General features: G+C 65.0%; 14 protein-coding genes. 12 read left to right on the forward strand and 2 right to left on the reverse strand.

Annotated features, from left to right (window positions below):
* Positions 1–130: 130 nt before the first annotated feature.
* The 6 genes from OPIT5_25745 to OPIT5_25770 all read left to right on the forward strand — a co-directional run bounded on the left by OPIT5_25745 (position 131) and on the right by OPIT5_25770 (position 6,414).
* Complete coding sequence (locus OPIT5_25745; GenBank protein ID AHF93112.1) at positions 131–1,378, forward strand: hydrolase GDSL; 1,248 nt, start codon at positions 131–133, stop codon at positions 1,376–1,378.
* A 136-nt stretch (positions 1,379–1,514) separates the two neighbouring features.
* Positions 1,515–1,946 carry a Fur family transcriptional regulator gene (locus OPIT5_25750; GenBank protein AHF93113.1) on the forward strand — a complete coding sequence of 144 codons (432 nt, stop codon included), beginning with the start codon at positions 1,515–1,517 and terminating at the stop codon, positions 1,944–1,946.
* A gap of 68 nt (positions 1,947–2,014) precedes the next feature.
* Positions 2,015–2,788 (forward strand): iron ABC transporter ATP-binding protein, encoded by a 774-nt coding sequence (locus OPIT5_25755; GenBank protein ID AHF93114.1) that lies wholly within the window; start codon positions 2,015–2,017, stop codon positions 2,786–2,788.
* 57 nt (positions 2,789–2,845) lie between these two features.
* Positions 2,846–4,306: a Fe-S cluster assembly protein SufB gene (locus OPIT5_25760; protein ID AHF93115.1), complete on the forward strand. Its 1,461-nt coding sequence runs from the start codon at positions 2,846–2,848 to the stop codon at positions 4,304–4,306.
* Between the two features lie 87 nt (positions 4,307–4,393).
* Entirely contained in the window at positions 4,394–5,746 is a 1,353-nt protein-coding gene (locus OPIT5_25765) for a FeS assembly protein SufD (protein ID AHF93116.1), read from the forward strand.
* Between the two features lie 89 nt (positions 5,747–5,835).
* Positions 5,836–6,414, forward strand: coding sequence for a FeS assembly SUF system protein SufT (locus OPIT5_25770; GenBank protein AHF93117.1), 579 nt, complete (start codon positions 5,836–5,838; stop codon positions 6,412–6,414).
* Between the two features lie 39 nt (positions 6,415–6,453).
* Here the strand turns inward: OPIT5_25770 and OPIT5_25775 are convergent, their stop codons facing one another.
* On the reverse strand, positions 6,454–7,350 hold the full coding sequence (locus OPIT5_25775; protein AHF93118.1) for a transcriptional regulator: 897 nt from the start codon (positions 7,348–7,350) through the stop codon (positions 6,454–6,456).
* 27 nt (positions 7,351–7,377) lie between these two features.
* Between OPIT5_25775 and OPIT5_25780 the strand changes: the two genes are divergently transcribed.
* Entirely contained in the window at positions 7,378–8,505 is a 1,128-nt protein-coding gene (locus OPIT5_25780; protein AHF93119.1) for a glucuronyl hydrolase, read from the forward strand.
* 31 nt (positions 8,506–8,536) lie between these two features.
* Here OPIT5_25780 and OPIT5_25785 read toward each other — a convergent pair whose 3' ends face one another.
* Positions 8,537–9,460, reverse strand: a complete 924-nt coding sequence (locus tag OPIT5_25785; GenBank protein ID AHF93120.1) for an AraC family transcriptional regulator — start codon at positions 9,458–9,460, stop codon at positions 8,537–8,539.
* Between the two features lie 104 nt (positions 9,461–9,564).
* On the opposite strand from OPIT5_25785, the gene OPIT5_25790 reads away from it, so the two are divergent.
* The 5 genes from OPIT5_25790 to OPIT5_25810 all read left to right on the forward strand — a co-directional run bounded on the left by OPIT5_25790 (position 9,565) and on the right by OPIT5_25810 (position 15,610).
* A complete protein-coding gene (locus tag OPIT5_25790) occupies positions 9,565–10,293 on the forward strand; it encodes a demethylmenaquinone methyltransferase (GenBank protein AHF93121.1) in 729 nt (242 codons plus the stop codon).
* A 142-nt stretch (positions 10,294–10,435) separates the two neighbouring features.
* On the forward strand, positions 10,436–11,854 hold the full coding sequence (locus OPIT5_25795; GenBank protein ID AHF93122.1) for a sodium:melibiose symporter: 1,419 nt from the start codon (positions 10,436–10,438) through the stop codon (positions 11,852–11,854).
* Positions 11,782–12,597 carry a short-chain dehydrogenase gene (locus OPIT5_25800; protein ID AHF93123.1) on the forward strand — a complete coding sequence of 272 codons (816 nt, stop codon included), beginning with the start codon at positions 11,782–11,784 and terminating at the stop codon, positions 12,595–12,597. Before OPIT5_25795 ends, OPIT5_25800 begins: the two co-directional genes overlap by 73 nt.
* Positions 12,598–12,636: 39 nt before the next feature.
* The gene (locus tag OPIT5_25805) at positions 12,637–13,377 is read left to right on the forward strand and encodes a short-chain dehydrogenase (GenBank protein ID AHF93124.1); all 741 of its coding nucleotides are present in this window, start codon (positions 12,637–12,639) and stop codon (positions 13,375–13,377) included.
* A 94-nt stretch (positions 13,378–13,471) separates the two neighbouring features.
* Positions 13,472–15,610, forward strand: coding sequence for a hypothetical protein (locus tag OPIT5_25810; protein ID AHF93125.1), 2,139 nt, complete (start codon positions 13,472–13,474; stop codon positions 15,608–15,610).
* The last annotated feature ends 111 nt before the right edge of the window (positions 15,611–15,721 follow it).

A 15,721-nucleotide genomic window follows, 5' to 3' on the forward strand; every position in this document is an offset into this window, starting at 1 on the left:
GAGGCCGGATATCGCCGTCGCCTGCGGATTCCCGCCGGGCGACCTCATCGCCGGGCTTTCCAGAATTGGGAAAATCGTCTTCGATACCCTCGTCCATCCGTTTTTCCATGACTCGCAAACCCGTTTTCCCGTGATCCGGATCGCACGCATCCTTTCTTCGCTCGCCTGCATCCTTTCCGTCATGCCCACGACATTGCCCGCTTCCACCGCGGCAGGTTCCGCCGTCCTGCCCACCGTCGCCGATGTCGCCCGGCGCGCCGAAAACCGTGAACCGCTCTCCATCGTTTTCCTCGGCGGCTCGCTCACCTGGGGCGCCAACGCCTCCGATCCCAACCGCACCAGCTACCGCGGCCGCATGATGCAGTGGCTGCGCGAAACGTATCCGCGCACGCCGATCACGTTTCACGACGCCGCCATCGGCGGCACAGGCTCCGCGCTCGCGCTCTTCCGCATCGACCGCGACGTGCTCCCGCACAAGCCCGATCTCGTCTTCCTCGATTTCACGGTCAACGACGGCATCACCGGCGCCGACGAACAAAATCTCGCCAGCTACGAGCGCGTGCTCCGCGACCTGCGCGGCTCCGGCGCCGCCGTCCTCCCTGTGCTCATGTGCATGCACGGGCAAATCACCGCCCCCGCCGGCAGTCCGCTCCCCGCGCGTTACGCCGCGCATGGAGAACTCGCGACCGCCTACGGCCTCGTCGCCGCCGACACGCTGGCCGCGGCTCGCGCCGCCGTCGCCGCCGGCCGCGCGGACCCCGCGCAGCTTTACTCCATCGGCAACGACCGCACCCACCCCGACGACTCCGGCTACGCCCTCTTTTTCGAGGCCGTCCGCGACGCATGGATCAAGGCTGCCGCCACCACCGCCGCTTCCCCCGTTCCGGACCGGACCCTTCACGCCGACCTCTACTCGCGCCGCGACCGTCATATCCTTGTGGATACGCCGCTCCCCGCCGGCTGGGAGCGGGCGAAGACATACCGCACCACCATGTGGTTCGACGGCCTCTCCAGCCGCTGGATGGGTGATGTCGCCCGCGCCGGGTCTGCCGACGCCGCTCCGCTCGAAATCACCTTCCGCGGCTCGATGGTCGGCCTTTTTGGCGAAAGCAATCCGCTCACCCCGCCCTTCCGCGTGTGGATCGATGGCAAGCCCTTGCCGCAGCCCGGGTCGCGCGCCGCCGATCCGTACCTCTGGAACATCAGCACCGCCCGTTTCGGCAGCCCTGCCGCCGGCGCCGCCAACCTCTTTGCATGGACGCTCCTCACCAGGGCCCTTCCCGACGGCGAGCACGTCCTGAAAATCGCCCCCGATTTCACCGGCGCCGCTCCCGGCGCCGAACTCCGCATCGAAAGCGTCTGCGCCGCCGGCCGCTGACCGGCAACATACAGCGCCCTCCCCTTCATTACCCCCGCCCTTTCCCTGGCTTGGAATAGTTCTAATTATCGCTTGCGATTTAGAACCATTCCAGTTTGTTGCGCCTTTCAGACGACTCATCCACCGGCACCGCACAATGGTTTCCACCGCATCCAGTCCAGACGATACCGATCTTGCGCAAAAACTTGCGCACAGCGGTCTGCGCAGCACTCCCCAGCGCGAACTCGTTTACAGCGTGCTCCTTACCCAGCGCGATCACCCGACGGCCGACGAAGTGTTTGCCCGCGTCAAGGCCGACCTCCCCACCATCTCGCTCGCCACCGTCTACAACTGCCTCGAGGCCCTCGTCGCCCACGATCTCGTCCGCGCCGTCCATTTCGAGCGCGCCCCCACGCGCTATTGCCCGCACCTCCAGCCCCACGCCCATTTTCACGACGAGGACACCGGCCACATCCACGACATCGACCTTCCCCCTGCCGTCCTCTCCCGGCTCAAGTCGCTCCTGCCTCCCGGCTACGAAGCCGATACCATCGACATCACCTTCCGCGGCCACGCCACCAAACGCTGACCGCCTCCCACGCACCGCGCTCCGCCGCCATTCTTCATTCCTGATTCTTCATTCCTGATTTTCCGATCATGCACACCCTCGAAATCCGAGACCTCCGCGTCGCTCTCACCGAGAGCCCTGAAAACGACATCGTCAAAGGCGTCACCCTGACGATCAAGACCGGCGAAGTTCACGCCATCATGGGCCCCAACGGCACCGGCAAGTCGACGCTCTCCAAAGCCATCGCCGGCCATCCGGACTACACCATCACCGGTGGCGATGTCCTCATCGACGGCCAGTCGATCCTCGAAATGGAGCCCGACGAGCGCGCCCGCGCCGGCATCTTTCTCGCCTTCCAGTACCCGTCCGAAATCCCCGGCGTTTCCATCGCCAACTTCCTGCGCGCCGCCCAGCAGGCCCGCCTCGGCGAAGGCGAGGACATCGACGCCACCGCCTACTACAAGAAGCTCTATTCCAAAATGGACCTCCTCAAGATCGACCGCAAATTCACCTCGCGCTCGGTCAACGAAGGGTTTTCCGGCGGCGAGAAAAAACGCTGCGAAATTCTCCAGATGGCGATGCTCGAGCCCATTTTCGGCCTCATGGACGAAACCGACTCCGGCCTCGACATCGACGCGCTCAAGATCGTCGCCGAAGGCGTCAACACCCTCCGCGGCGAAAACCTCGGCGTCCTTCTCATCACGCACTATCAACGGCTCCTCAATCACATCATTCCCGACCACGTGCACGTCATGTATGACGGCCGCATCGTGAAGAGCGGCGACAAGGATCTCGCCCTCGAACTCGAAGCCCGGGGCTACGACTGGGTCAAGGACCTCGTCGCCGAACCCGCCACCGCCTGACCTGCTGCTGCGTCATCTCCAGCATTTCAGTTTTCAGCGTTTCAGCCTTTTCCAAAAATGTCCGACACCGCCACACTCTCCACTGCCGCCGCGACCGACGACGAACCCGCCACGATCGAAAACCCGACCGTCGGCATCGACCAGTCCGTCGGCGATTTCACCTACGACGTCGCCTACGAATTCGACGCCGGTTCCGGTCTCTCCGAGAAAACCGTCCGCTACATCAGCACCGTCAAGAAAGAGGCCCCGTGGATTCTCGAATTCCGGCTGAACGCGCTGAAGACGTTTCTCGACAAACCCATGCCCACACACTGGGCCACGAAGGATCTCGAAAACATCGATTTCGACAAGATCCGCTACTACCTCTCGCAAGGCCAGAAGCCCAAGCGCACCTGGGACGAAGTGCCCGCCGACATCAAGAAGACCTTCGAGCGCCTCGGCATTCCCGAGCAGGAACGCAAGTTTCTCGCCGGCGTCGAAGCCCAGTTCGACAGCGAAGCCGCCTACTCCAACGTCAAGGAGATCGTCGCCAAGCAGGGCGTCATCTTCATGAACTCCACGGAAGCCCTCCGCGAGCACCCGGAGCTCTTTCGCAAGTGGTTCGGCAAGGTCATCCCGACTTCCGACAACAAGTTCTCCGCGCTCAACAGCGCCGTGTTTTCGGGAGGCTCCTTCATCTACGTGCCCAAGGGCGTAAAAGTCGCGCAGCCCCTCCAGGCCTACTTCCGCATCAACGCCGAGAATTTCGGCCAGTTCGAGCGCACCCTGATCATTGCCGACGAGGGCGCCGAGGTCACCTACATGGAAGGCTGCACCGCGCCCAAGTTCAGCACCTCCACGCTGCACTCCGCCGTCGTCGAGCTCGTCGCGCTCAAAGGCGCCAAGATCCAGTACATCACCGTCCAGAACTGGGCGCCCAACGTCTATAACCTCGTGACCAAGCGCGGCCTCGCCATGGAAAACGCCGAGGTCAAGTGGATCGACTGCAACATCGGCAGCCGCCTCACCATGAAGTATCCCGGCGTCGTGCTCAAAGGCCGCAAGGCCCGCGGCGAAGTCATCTCCATCGCCCTCGCCAACGACGGGCAGCACCAGGATACCGGCGCCAAGATGATCCACGCCGCCGACGAGACCACCTCGACCATCGTCTCCAAGTCGATCAGCGTCGGCCAGGGCCGCGCCACCTACCGCGGCCAGGTCCACATCCCGAAGCATCTGAAGGGTTGCAAGAACAACACCGAGTGCGACGCCCTCCTCATCAACACCAACTCCCGCACCGACACCTATCCCGCCATCACCGTGCGCGGCGACAGCCACGCCGTGCAGCACGAGGCCAGCGTGTCGAAGGTCAGCGAAGAGCAGATCTTCTACATGCAGCAGCGCGGCCTCACCGAAGCGCAGGCGATGAGCCTTGCCGTGAACGGTTTCGTCAACGACCTCGTCCGCCAGTTCCCGATGGAATACAGCGTCGAGCTCAAGCGCCTGATCGATCTCGAAATGGAAGGCTCCGTCGGCTGACGCCCGGCTCCGTATCCAGAACTCCACTTCACGCACAAGCCGCATGGGGCTCAGGTCCCGTCGGCGCCATTCTCACAAACACACCGCATGTCCGCCGCTCCCTCCTCCATCGCCGAACCCGCAGCCTCCGCCTCCGTCACCACGTCGCCGGTCGGCAGTGGCCTCGACGCCGATCGCTTCGCGCAGCATCTTCGCCAGCGCAATTATCTGCCCGCCTGGTGGCTCGACGCCAAACGCGCCGCCTTCGAGCAGTTCCAGAAAAATCCCTTCCCCGGCCGCACCGCCGAGACCTGGCGCTTCAGCAGCACGCTCAAGGAGGCCGATCTCTCCGGCTTTGACCTGCCCGAGGATCCCGCCACCAACATCCCCAACTTTTCCACCTTCGAGCATGCTGCGGAGATCATCTTCTCCAATCGCCAGCTCGTCGCCCGCAGCCCCCTGTCTTCCGATCTCGTCGCGCGCGGCGTGATTTTTTGTCCGCTCGATGAAGCGCTCCGCAACCACGCCGACATCGTCCAGCGTTATTTCCAGAAACTCCCCGCCAATCTCGGCAGCGAAAAATTCGTCGCCCTCAACACCGCCTTCACCGCCGCCGGCGCGCTCCTCTACGTTCCCAAAGGCGTCGAGGTGGCCACGCCCTTCGTCCTCCAGCACACGCTCAGCGGCGACAACAAGGCCGTTTTCCCGCACACCCTCGTCATCCTCGAAGACCAGGCCCGGGCCACGCTCGTCGAGTTCTTCATCAGCGCCGAAGCCAACGCCCGCCACCTCGCCAGCGGCGTCAACGACCTTCACGCCGGTCCGGGGGCGCAGCTCACCTACGTCGGCGCGCAAGCCTGGTCCGGACAAACCCTCGCCTTCCAGAGCAACAGCATCGTGGCCGAGCGCGACGCCCGCGTCCTCTCGCTCAACGTTCACCTCGGCGGCCGCCGCGCCCGCCACGAATCCCACAGCCGCCTCCTCGGTCCCGGCGCGCACTCCGAAATGCTCGCGCTCACCATCGCCGACGGCTCCCGGGAGTTCGACCAGCGCACCCTGCAAACCCACGCTGCGCCGCGCACCTCGTCCAATCTTCTCTATAAAAACGCGCTTCTCGACACCGCGAAGACGATCTTCTCCGGCCTCATCATCGTGGAGCCCGACGCCCAGAAAACGGACGCCTACCAGAGCAATCGCAACCTCATGCTCAGCGACGCCGCCGAGGCCAACAGCCTCCCCGGCCTGGAGATCGAGGCCAACGACGTGCGCTGTACTCACGGTTCCACGACAAGCCGCATCGAACCCGAGCAGCAGTTCTACCTGCAAGCCCGCGGCATCGACCCGAAGCACGCCCACGAACTCCTCGTCTTCGGCTTCTTCGAGGAAGTCCTCGGCAAGCTCGAAAACGAGTCCCTCCACGACGCCCTGGTCGCGCTGATCCGCGGCAAGTTCAAAAAATAGCCCGCCTCCACCCACCACCGTTCCCATCACTCCCATAACTCACATCAGTCCCATAACTCTCATCAGTCTCTCCCCCCCTCACACACGCCATGTCCGCCACCAAAGATCGCAATCTCACCCGCGAAATCATCGCCACGCAGATCCCGAGCGGTGACCGGCAGACCCTCTCCGCCGGCACCCGCGTCTACCTGCACCAGACACTCGGCGGCAGCTTCACCGTGCAGACCGACTTCGGCCTCTACCGCATCGACGGCAAGGACGGCGACGCCCTCGGCGAGGAGATTCTCGACGACAAGGTCCACGCCGAAACGCTGGCCGACGGCGCCCCCGATCCCGATGCCATCTGGGATCAGCTCAAGAAAGTCTACGACCCGGAGATTCCGGTGAATATCGTCGACCTCGGTCTCGTCTATTCGATGGACGTCGAGAAGATCGAACCCGTTGCCAATGCTCCCGCTCCGGCCGCCGATCCCGGTTACAAGGTGGTCGTGGCGATGACGCTCACGGCTCCCGGATGCGGCATGGGCCCGGCCATCGCGGAGGATGCCAAAAGCAAGATTCTGCTCGTCCCCGGCGTCAGCGCCGCCGACGTCAACATCACCTGGGAACCGCCCTGGAGCCAGGAAATGATCACCGAGGAAGGCAAGATGAAGCTCGGCCTGATCTGATTTCGGCCTGATCTGATCTCTCCGCCAGGCTCCGCCCGCTCACGCTCCTCCGCCAAACCGGGCGCCCAGCCGCTGCGCCAGCTCATGCGTGCGGGAGAGCGCGCGCCGCTTCGCAGCCAGGGCGCCGCCTGCCTGCGCCGGGCGGAACGCCAGCCCGAGCGCCGCCAGCAATTCGCCGCGCGAACCCGTCACGGGAAACGCCATCGGCGCCAGGGTCGCTCCGGGTCTGTCCAGGACAGCGCGGCGTTCCTTGCGTATCTTGTCCAGCTGCGCCTCCAGCGCCTCGAACGATCCCCACAAAGGCGCGCCGAAATCGGCAAACGGATAACGGCTCATGCACGCCTCGCGCCAGGCATTGCTGCCCAACGCGAGAAACACCAGTGACGTGGCGCTGATATACGGCGGGCTCAACCGGTCCAGCGGCCTCTCCACGCTTGCCGGATTTTCGGGGCTGACCCGCAGCGTCACGCGCACTTCCGCCCCCGCCGCCTCGACCAGCAACGCCGCCGATCCGGGAAACTCCGCCGCCAGCGCCAGCAACGCCGGCTCCGCCGCCAGGTGCAGCGTATTGGCTGAAGCATTACGCCTGGCCAGCGCCGCCAGCGCAGGCCCCGCCGCATAACGCACCGGCTGCGTGAGCCGCGCCAGATAACCGTCCTCCAGCAACGTCCGGGCAAGATTGTGCACGGTGGTTTTTTTCAGCCCCGTCAGCTCCGAAAGGCGTCCGAGCGTAAGCCCGTCTTCCGCCTGGCTCACCCGCTCGAGAACCGCCAGTCCGCGCTGTAATGACTGCACGCCGCCACTGCCCGGTTTCCCTTCGCGCAGCTCCCCGTCGTGCTTCGTCCCGTCCGTCATGCCCGTTGCCTGTTTCATAAGATCGTTTCCCTTGGCACCAGCCTCGCAGTTGTCGCTTGACGGCGCAAGATTATACATCATTAATGGATAATTATTCCGATTAGCCGAATGAAAAACAACCACACACCCGTCCCCCCCGTATCCCTGCCCGTCGGTCCCGCGACCGCCGCCGTTGACTGCGCGCACCTCGCCGAGCGCGCCTTTCACCGTAACGTCGCCACCCACTCGCTCGCCCACTACACCGGCATCGTCTCCCTCCACGGCCTCGCCCGCCTCGCCCTCAGCGTCGCCGACCCCGCCGAACGCGAACGCCTCCTCGCCCTCGTCCGCGAACACCTCCGCCCCTTCCTCGACAACGGCCTGGACGGTCACCCCAACTGGGCCGGCTCCTGCAACTTCCCCAACTACCGCATCGGCGGCAACGGCGCCGCCTACCTCCTGAGCCAAGGTCACCTCCCTGCCGCCGACCGCGCCCTCTTCGTCGCCGCTGCCGACCAGATCATGACCAAGGCCCCCCGCGACCGCAACGGCATCCTCTCGCACCCCGCCGACATCCCCGCCGAAAAAATCTGGATCGACGTGGCCTTTGCCGTCACCCCCTTCCTCCTCTACACCGGCCTCGCCCTCAATCGCGACGACCTCATCCAGGAAGCCTGGAACCAAATCCGCGACCACCTGAAACTCCTCCGCGACCCCGCCACCGGCCTCATCAACCAAGCCCGCAACTTCCGCGGCCCCGGCCACCGCTCGCAAGACCACTGGAGCCGCGGCAACGGCTGGGGCATCCTCGCTCTCACCGAACTCGTCAACCACCTCCCCGACACCCACCCCGCGCGGCCCGAAGCCGAAGCCGCCTTCACCGACCTCACCACCGCCTGTATTCGGTCCCAGGATACGGCCGGACTCTGGCACCAGGAACTCACCCGTCACGACTCCTTTGTCGAGACCTCCGGCACCGGCCTCATCCTCTACGCCATCGGCGCCGGCCTGGAGCGCGGCCTGCTCGGCCCCGACGCCCGCGCCGCCTTTGAAAAAGGCCTCCGCGCCCTCCTCCCCTACGTTGCCGTCGATGGCTCCGTGCACAACACCTGCGTCGGCTGCCTCTGCCCCGGCCAGGGCACCATTGAGGATTACATGAACCACCCCCACCGCCTCAACGATCCGCACGCCTTCGGCCCCGTCACGCTTGCGTACACCCAAGCTCTCCGCCTCGGCATCGAAAGCATCGCCATCTGACGGAGCGGCGGCGTCCCCGCCGCCGTTTCTTTCACCGCCGCACCATCGGCCGCAACTCCGCCTGCGCATGCTGCCGGTAGGCCGAAGGTGACATCCCCACATGCTGCCGGAACGTCCGGCTGAAAAACGACAGCGAGTGAAACCCGCACCGCTCCGCGATCACTGTCAGCGTCAGCGCCGGGTCCAGCAGATGTGTCTTCGCCTCGTTGATCCGCATCTCGCGCACATAGTCGAAAACGCTCCGCCCCGTCTCGCGCTTGAACACGCGGGCCAAGTGTTCCTCCCCCCGCCCCACGTGCCAGGCGATTTCCCCGAGCGCCATGTCCTCGGCCAGATGCTTCAGCACATACTCCTTGGCCGCCGCCACGATCGTGGCCCCCGCATGTCCGGCGGCCGGCGCCGCCGCCTTCGTCGACGTGCCCGTGGCCGCTCCCGCCCGCCGCGCCACCGCCACAATCAAATCCGTGCAAATCGACCTCACGCGGTGCCGGAAGCCCGCGGCGCGCTCTTCCGTCTCGCGTCGCAGCGCCGTGACCAGCTCCGTGATCTCGTTGTCGATGCCCCCCGGGAGTTGCACCACCTGCGGGAAGTGGTGGATCACAAAATCGGCAAAATCGGTTTCCGGCTTCCGTGTGCGTCGCGCCGCGCGTTTTTTCAGGAATACGCCATCGAGAAACAGCCGCACCACATGCGCCTGGGCCGCCTTTCTCGGGTGGGGATTCACATAACAATGCCTCTCGACCAGCGGCGCCACGAGGATGTCGCCGGGCCCCAGTTTCCGCCGCCCTTCCACGCCCTCGATCTCGTGCTCGAATTCCCCTCCGAGGATGAAGAGAAACTTGAAATGATGCCGCGCCAGCCGCACCTCGCCGCCGCGCGGGATCACAAAAACCATCTCGTCGACCAGCAAGAACGGCGACCCGAGCCCCTCGACGGAATGAACAGCGTATCCCATAGAACCGCGATCCTTTCCGGTTTTCCGGTCGATGTCAAAAAAATGAAAATCCCGTCAATCCGGTCTAAAGACAGTCACGCCTTCGATCTGCTTTACTCGCCGTCATGGAAAAACCGCCCCCCGCGATGAAACTCGAAGACCTCGAAGCCGAGCGCCAGATCGATCCCCACACGCCGCTTCCGCTGCCCGAGCAGGAAATTTGCGAGCGCTACGAAAAGATCTTCACCGCCGCGGTGAACGACGCGCTCCGCGAGCGCAAGCTCACCCGCCAGACGCTCCCCAACGGCCTCATGCCGCTGCGCGACCACATGCGCGCCGCCGGTTTCGCCTTCACTATCAAGGGCGCCAAAAACCTCCAGCTCACCAGCGAGATGGCCCGCCGCGCCGAGATGCTCGACGCCATCACGGAAAACTCGTTCGTCGTCTGGGACACATCGCTCGACACCGAATCCGCCCACTGGGGCGAGTGCATGACCATGGCCGCCCAGCGCAAACACTGCCGCGGCGCCGTCGTCGATGGCGGCGTGCGTGACACCGACCAGGTGCTCAATCTCGGCTTCCCGCTCTGGATCCGTTACCGCAGTTCCAACGGCATGCTCGGCCGCTTCCGCATCAGCGGGTGGCAGACGCCCATCCAGATGGGCGATGTTTTTGTGAATCCCGGCGACTTGATTTTTGCCGACATCGACGGCGCCCTCTGTGTTCCGCGCCAGTTCGCCGTCCCCATCCTTGAGCGCGCCGAGGAAATCGCCCACGGCGAATCCGACCTCAAGCGCTGGATAAAAGAAGGCATGTCCGCCGTCGAGATCGTGAAACGCGGCGGGTATTTCTGAAAAAGCCCGAAAGCTGAAGGACTGAAGGCTGCAAACCGGCCAGCCACAGTCCTTCGCGCCACAAGTCCCCATCCCATCCCTCTCATTCCTCCCTCCGTCCCTCCGCGGACCTCCAGCCTTCAGGTTTTCAGCCCCACTCTCCGTGTCCTCAAAACTCTTCCACAAAGTCCAGCCCACCGCCACCGAGGACAAGGTTTCGCCCTCCCGACGCCTCGCCTACGGCATGGGCAACTTTTCCGATCACATCGGCACGGACACGCTGATGTCCAATGCCAACCCCATCTTCAACATCGCGCTCCACATGGACCCGCGCCTGCTCGGCGTGGCCATCGCGATCATGCGCCTTTGGGATGCGATCACCGACCCCGTCGTCGGCGCCCTCTCCGACAACGCCCGCACCCGCTGGGGCCGCCGCCGCCCCTTCATGCTCTTCGGCGCGCTCGGCGCCGGCATCACCTTTCCCCTGCTCTGGCTCGTGCCCGGCGGTCTCTCGCCCACCGGGGTCTTTGTCTGGTTCACCGCTTTCTCGATTCTTTTTTTCACCTTCCAGACCTTCTTTACGATTCCCTGGACCGCCCTCGGTTTCGAACTCACGCCCGACTACAACGAGCGCACCCGTGTCATGGAACTGCGTGCCTACATGGGCACCGCCGTCGGACTCGTCGTCCCCTGGACCTACGCCTTCACGCAACTTCCCGTCTGGGGCGGCAGCACCATCACCGGCGCGCGCTGGATGGGCGTCTGCGTCGGCATCCTCATTATCCTCTCCGGCCTCATCCCGGTGATTTTTCTTCGCGAACGTTTTTTCAAAAAAGCGCAAAACCAGGGCCAGATTCCCATTCTGAAATCGATCGGAATGACCCTGAAAAACAAGCCCTTCATCATGATGGTGCTCATCACCTTTTTCACCGTGGTGGGAGGGCGCACCGTCAACCACCTAGGCTTCTACATCGGGCTCTATTATCTCTTCAACGGCGACACCGTCAAACAAGGCGTGCTCGCCGGCGTGGGCGGTAATGTCGGCCTCGTCATCGGCCTGGCCTCGGTCTTCTTCCTCAACCGCCTTTCCCAACGTATCGGGAAACGCAAGACGCTCGCCCTTTGCCTGATCCTGCTGGTCATCAGCGGATTTGCCAAGTGGCTCTTCTACACGCCGGAAAGCCCGTGGCTCAGCCTTGTGGTGCTGGCCTTCACCGTGCCCTCCGGTTCCGGCTTCTGGTTGCTCATCGCCTCCATCAAGGCCGACATCTGCGACGACGACGAACTCAACACCGGCTACCGTCGTGAAGGCGCCATCGGGGCCGTTTCCGCGTGGATCTCCAAACTCTCCACCTCGGCAACCGCCGTCCTCGCCGGATTCGTGCTCGCCGTCACCGGTTACCACGCCGCCTCCGGCTCCGCCCAGGCCGCCGGTGTCGTCGATGCGATGCGCTGGTGGTTCTACATCATCCCCTCCGCCTCCGCCATCATCGCCCTTTTCCTCCTCTGGTGGTTCCCCATCACCGAAGAACGCGCCCGCGAAACCCGCCGCCTCCTCGAAGAACGCCGCGGCAAGCTCTGAACATTTTCTCCAACACACCAACACACACCATGAAAGACCGCATCATTGTCATCACCGGAGCCGGCGGCGGATTTGGCCGCGCGCTCATCGACACCCTCGCCCCGCAAGGCGTCCGCCTCGCCCTCGCCGATCTCGGCAGCGCGCCCCTCGCCGAACTCGCCGGCCAGGCCCGCAAACTCGGCGCCGCCGATGTCGTCACCGGCGCCGTTGACATCACCGACGAAGCCTCCACCGCAGCCTTCTTCGCGAGTGTTAAACAAAAATTCGGACGCGCCGACATCCTCATCAATCTCCCCGGCATGTCCATCGCCGCGCCCGTCGCGGACATGCCCGTCGAGTCCTACGACAAGATCATCGACGTCAACCTGAAGGGCCTCTTCCTCGCCGCCAAGCACTTCATCCCGTTGACCGACCCGGCGCAAAACCCGCTCATCAGCTTCATCAGTTCGCAGGCCGCCACCCGTCCCAATCCCAACGCTCCCGTTTATTGCGCCGCCAAGGCCGCCGTTTCCGTTTTCGGTCAGGGGCTCGCCCTCCAGGTGATGAAGCAGAACATCCGCGTCACCTCGATCAAACCCGGCCCGGTCAATACCGTCGGTTTCTGGGGCGACCGCCCCGTGCCGCGGGAAAAGTTCATGCAGGCCGCCGACGTCGCCAACGTCATCAACTTCATCCTCACGCTCCCGTCGCACATCGTCATGCACGAGGTCAGCTTCGAGTCGTTCGAGTTCTTCAAAAAATAACCGCGCACCCTCGCCGGCATCTGTCACACTCCGCCCGTTATGCCTACGCACACCTATCTGCAGTCCTCCAAAGACAAGGTCGTCGTCATCACGGGCGGATCCACCGGCATCGGTCTCGAAGCCGCCCGCCTCTTCGCCGCCGAAGGCGCCCGCGTGACGATCCTCGCCCGCGGCGCCGACAAACTCGCCGCCGCTATCGAGAACCTCGCCGCCACGCCCGAGGCCGGCATCGCGCGCGACCGTCTCCACAGCGCCGCGGTCGATGTCACCGATGAAGCCGCCGTGCAAGCCGCTCTCGCCGATATCGAACGCCGCGATGGCCGCATCGACATCCTCGTCAACAATGCCGGCGTCGGCTTCGCCACCGACCTCGCCAGCGTCGGCACCGACGACTATCGCCGCATCATCGACACCAACCTCACCGGAGTCTTCCACGCCGTCCGCGCCGTTCTCCCGGGCATGAAAGCCCGGAAGTCCGGCCACATCATCAACGTCTCCTCCATTGTCGGCAAAATCGCCAATCCCGTGGCGCCGATCTACTGCGCCAGCAAACACGCTCTCAACGGCTACACCTCCGGACTCCAGCAACAGGTCGCTGCCGACAACATTCGCGTCTCGCTCGTGTCTCCCGCCTCTGTCGATACCGACTATTGGGCCGGACGCACCGTGGACCGGGCCAAATTCCTGAAACCCGCCGAAGTCGCCGCCGCGATTCACTTCATCGCCGCCCAGCCCGAAGGCGTCCTGATCAAGGATCTCGATCTCGCCGCCCTCCGCTGATTCTACCCACAAGTCCCATCCGTCCTCTACGTCCCATGTGTCCCATCAGTCCCATGGGACTCCCCCTCATCACTCTGTCAACCCGCTCGCCACCATGCCACTGTTCCTCACCGATACCGAAAAAACCGCCTTCGCCGCCGCCCGCGCCCAAAATCCCGCCCGCGCCTTCTTCTGGACGCTCGTCAATCGCGCCGAACGCCGCGCCGCCAGCCCCTCGCTCGCGACCGGCGAAACCACTACCGACTGGTGGCATTTTGTCGGCGAATACATCACCGATGCCGCGATGGTCCACGCGCTGAAACCCTCGCCCGCCCTCGACGCCTGGCTTCGCGCCAACACCCTCGCCATTGCCCGCCGTCCGGTCGCCGACTGGGTCGGGCCCGCCTTCCGCAACCACACCAAAAACCCGCCCATCGGCCACCTCGAAACCGCCCACCTTTCCTGGGCCGTCGCCGCCGCTCTCGACCTCGCCGGCGACATCTTCACCGAAGCCGAGCGTAACGAACTCACCACGACACTCCGCGACACCGCCATCCCGCTCTGCCAGCGCTGGCTCGACGACGGCAACCACCTCGCCAACTGGCGCTGCGTCCTCAACGCCGGCGTCGCCACCGCCGCCGCCGTCATCGGCGACACCGCCGCGCTCGACCGCGCCGCCGCCGAATTCCACCGTTGCGTCGATGTCTTCCAGCCCGACGGCTCTTACGGCGAGTCGCTCCAGTACGGCAACTACGCCGCCTACACCCTCATGCTCGCCCGCGAGGCCCTCACCCGCCACACGCCCGCGCTCGACGCCACCCTCCCCCTCGCCCCCTACGCGCTGAAACCCCGTTGGGATGCCGCCTCCCATTTTTACACCAAACCCCTCAGCGACTGGGGTTCTTACCCGCGTCCCCGCGCCGCCAATTTCAACGATTCCGCCGCCCTCTACCGCGCCTCCGCCGACCTCCTCCTGCACATCGCCACTCGCGCCAAAGAAAAACACCCCGCCGAAGCCGGCCTCGCCCGCTGGCTTTTCGACACCCACTATACGCCCTGCATCGAGCAACCTCCGCACGACCAGGCCACCTTCGGTTTCGTCAACGACTTCGGCTTCCTCACGCTCTCCCTCCTCCCCGCCGCACTCGCGACCGCTCCCCTCGCCCCCTCCGCCCCCGAAGCCGGCATCGACCTCGCCGCCGGTTTCAGTTGCGGCGACGTCCTCGCCCGCGACGCCTGGCCCGAAAACGGCGGACGCACCATCCTCGCCGTCCATGGCGCCCCCGATCCCCTCCATGGCCCCGGTCATCTTCACGGCGACCTCAACAGCTTCATCCTCGTGCACAACCGGGAACGCCTCCTCGTTGACCCGGGCCATTCCTGTTACCGCAACCTCATCCACGAACTCGAAGCCCGTACCAACACCCATAACACCTGTACCTTCACTGTCGCAAGTGGCGCGGGCGTCCCGCCCGCTACCCCCGACCTCAAACTCCAGGAAGACCAACACCTCAACCGCGAACTCGAACAAACCCGCACCGCGCGCCGTCTTTTCGACCGCGCCACCGGCAAAGCCGACGCCCCGGTCACCCGCGGCGGCCGTTCCTCCGGCAACGAGCGCCGCACCCTCCTCGCCCGCGCCGGCCGCGTCACCGCCATCGCCAGCGAAGCCGCCGCGCTCTACGGAGCCCCGCTCACCGAGTTTACCCGCCTCTGGCTCCTCTGCGGCACGCACGCCCTTTTTGTCATCGACCGCATCCGGGCCGATGTCCCCGTGACGACCACCTGGCACTGGCTCCTCAACAACCGCGACAACGCCCTCGACCTCAAGCTCGTCCGCCCGGACCGCCTCGTCGCCCGCCGCGGCAACGCCGGCATGAAGCTCTTCCACTGCGCTGGCGGCAACATGATGGCCTACCCCATGTATTCGTATGTCCATGACGCCTATCACCCGCTCCCCAACCAGCTTGGCGAAGGCAAACCCGGCAGCGGCCTCCTCGTCCGCTGGACGGACAAAACCCCCGCCACCGACCGCCTCGCCGTCCACGCCATCTGCGTCGACGACCCCGGCGCCACCGCCGGCTGGCACCTGAAAACGCCCGCGCCCGACACCACCGCCCTCGAAAGCCCCGGCGCCACCGAAACCTGGACCCTCACTCACGCCGACCCGGCCCGCCTCGTCCTCACCGAAAAAACCACCGGCGAAACCCACACCGTCACCCGGTCCTCCGACGGCACCTGGATCCTCGCCTGAAGGAGCGGCGGCATTCCTGCCGCTGCGACGAGGCGCGAACAGCGCCTCGCCGTCCTGGCTACCGGAAACCACAGCACCGCCCGCCGGCCTGCCATCGTTCGCACACAACGG

It is taken from the genome of Opitutaceae bacterium TAV5 (assembly GCA_000242935.3).
Taxonomy (GTDB): Bacteria; Verrucomicrobiota; Verrucomicrobiia; order Opitutales; family Opitutaceae; genus Geminisphaera.

What these genes read in the sequence shown, in the direction of transcription:
- OPIT5_25750 (AHF93113.1), top strand. Translation starts at nt 1,515, where the DNA reads ATGGTTTCCACCGCATCCAGTCCAGACGATACCGATCTTGCGCAAAAA.
- OPIT5_25755 (AHF93114.1), top strand. Translation starts at nt 2,015, where the DNA reads ATGCACACCCTCGAAATCCGAGACCTCCGCGTCGCTCTCACCGAGAGC.
- OPIT5_25760 (AHF93115.1), top strand. Translation starts at nt 2,846, where the DNA reads ATGTCCGACACCGCCACACTCTCCACTGCCGCCGCGACCGACGACGAA.
- OPIT5_25765 (AHF93116.1), top strand. Translation starts at nt 4,394, where the DNA reads ATGTCCGCCGCTCCCTCCTCCATCGCCGAACCCGCAGCCTCCGCCTCC.
- OPIT5_25770 (AHF93117.1), top strand. Translation starts at nt 5,836, where the DNA reads ATGTCCGCCACCAAAGATCGCAATCTCACCCGCGAAATCATCGCCACG.
- OPIT5_25775 (AHF93118.1), bottom strand. Translation starts at nt 7,350, where the DNA reads ATGATGTATAATCTTGCGCCGTCAAGCGACAACTGCGAGGCTGGTGCC.
- OPIT5_25780 (AHF93119.1), top strand. Translation starts at nt 7,378, where the DNA reads ATGAAAAACAACCACACACCCGTCCCCCCCGTATCCCTGCCCGTCGGT.
- OPIT5_25785 (AHF93120.1), bottom strand. Translation starts at nt 9,460, where the DNA reads ATGGGATACGCTGTTCATTCCGTCGAGGGGCTCGGGTCGCCGTTCTTG.
- OPIT5_25790 (AHF93121.1), top strand. Translation starts at nt 9,565, where the DNA reads ATGGAAAAACCGCCCCCCGCGATGAAACTCGAAGACCTCGAAGCCGAG.
- OPIT5_25805 (AHF93124.1), top strand. Translation starts at nt 12,637, where the DNA reads ATGCCTACGCACACCTATCTGCAGTCCTCCAAAGACAAGGTCGTCGTC.
- OPIT5_25810 (AHF93125.1), top strand. Translation starts at nt 13,472, where the DNA reads ATGCCACTGTTCCTCACCGATACCGAAAAAACCGCCTTCGCCGCCGCC.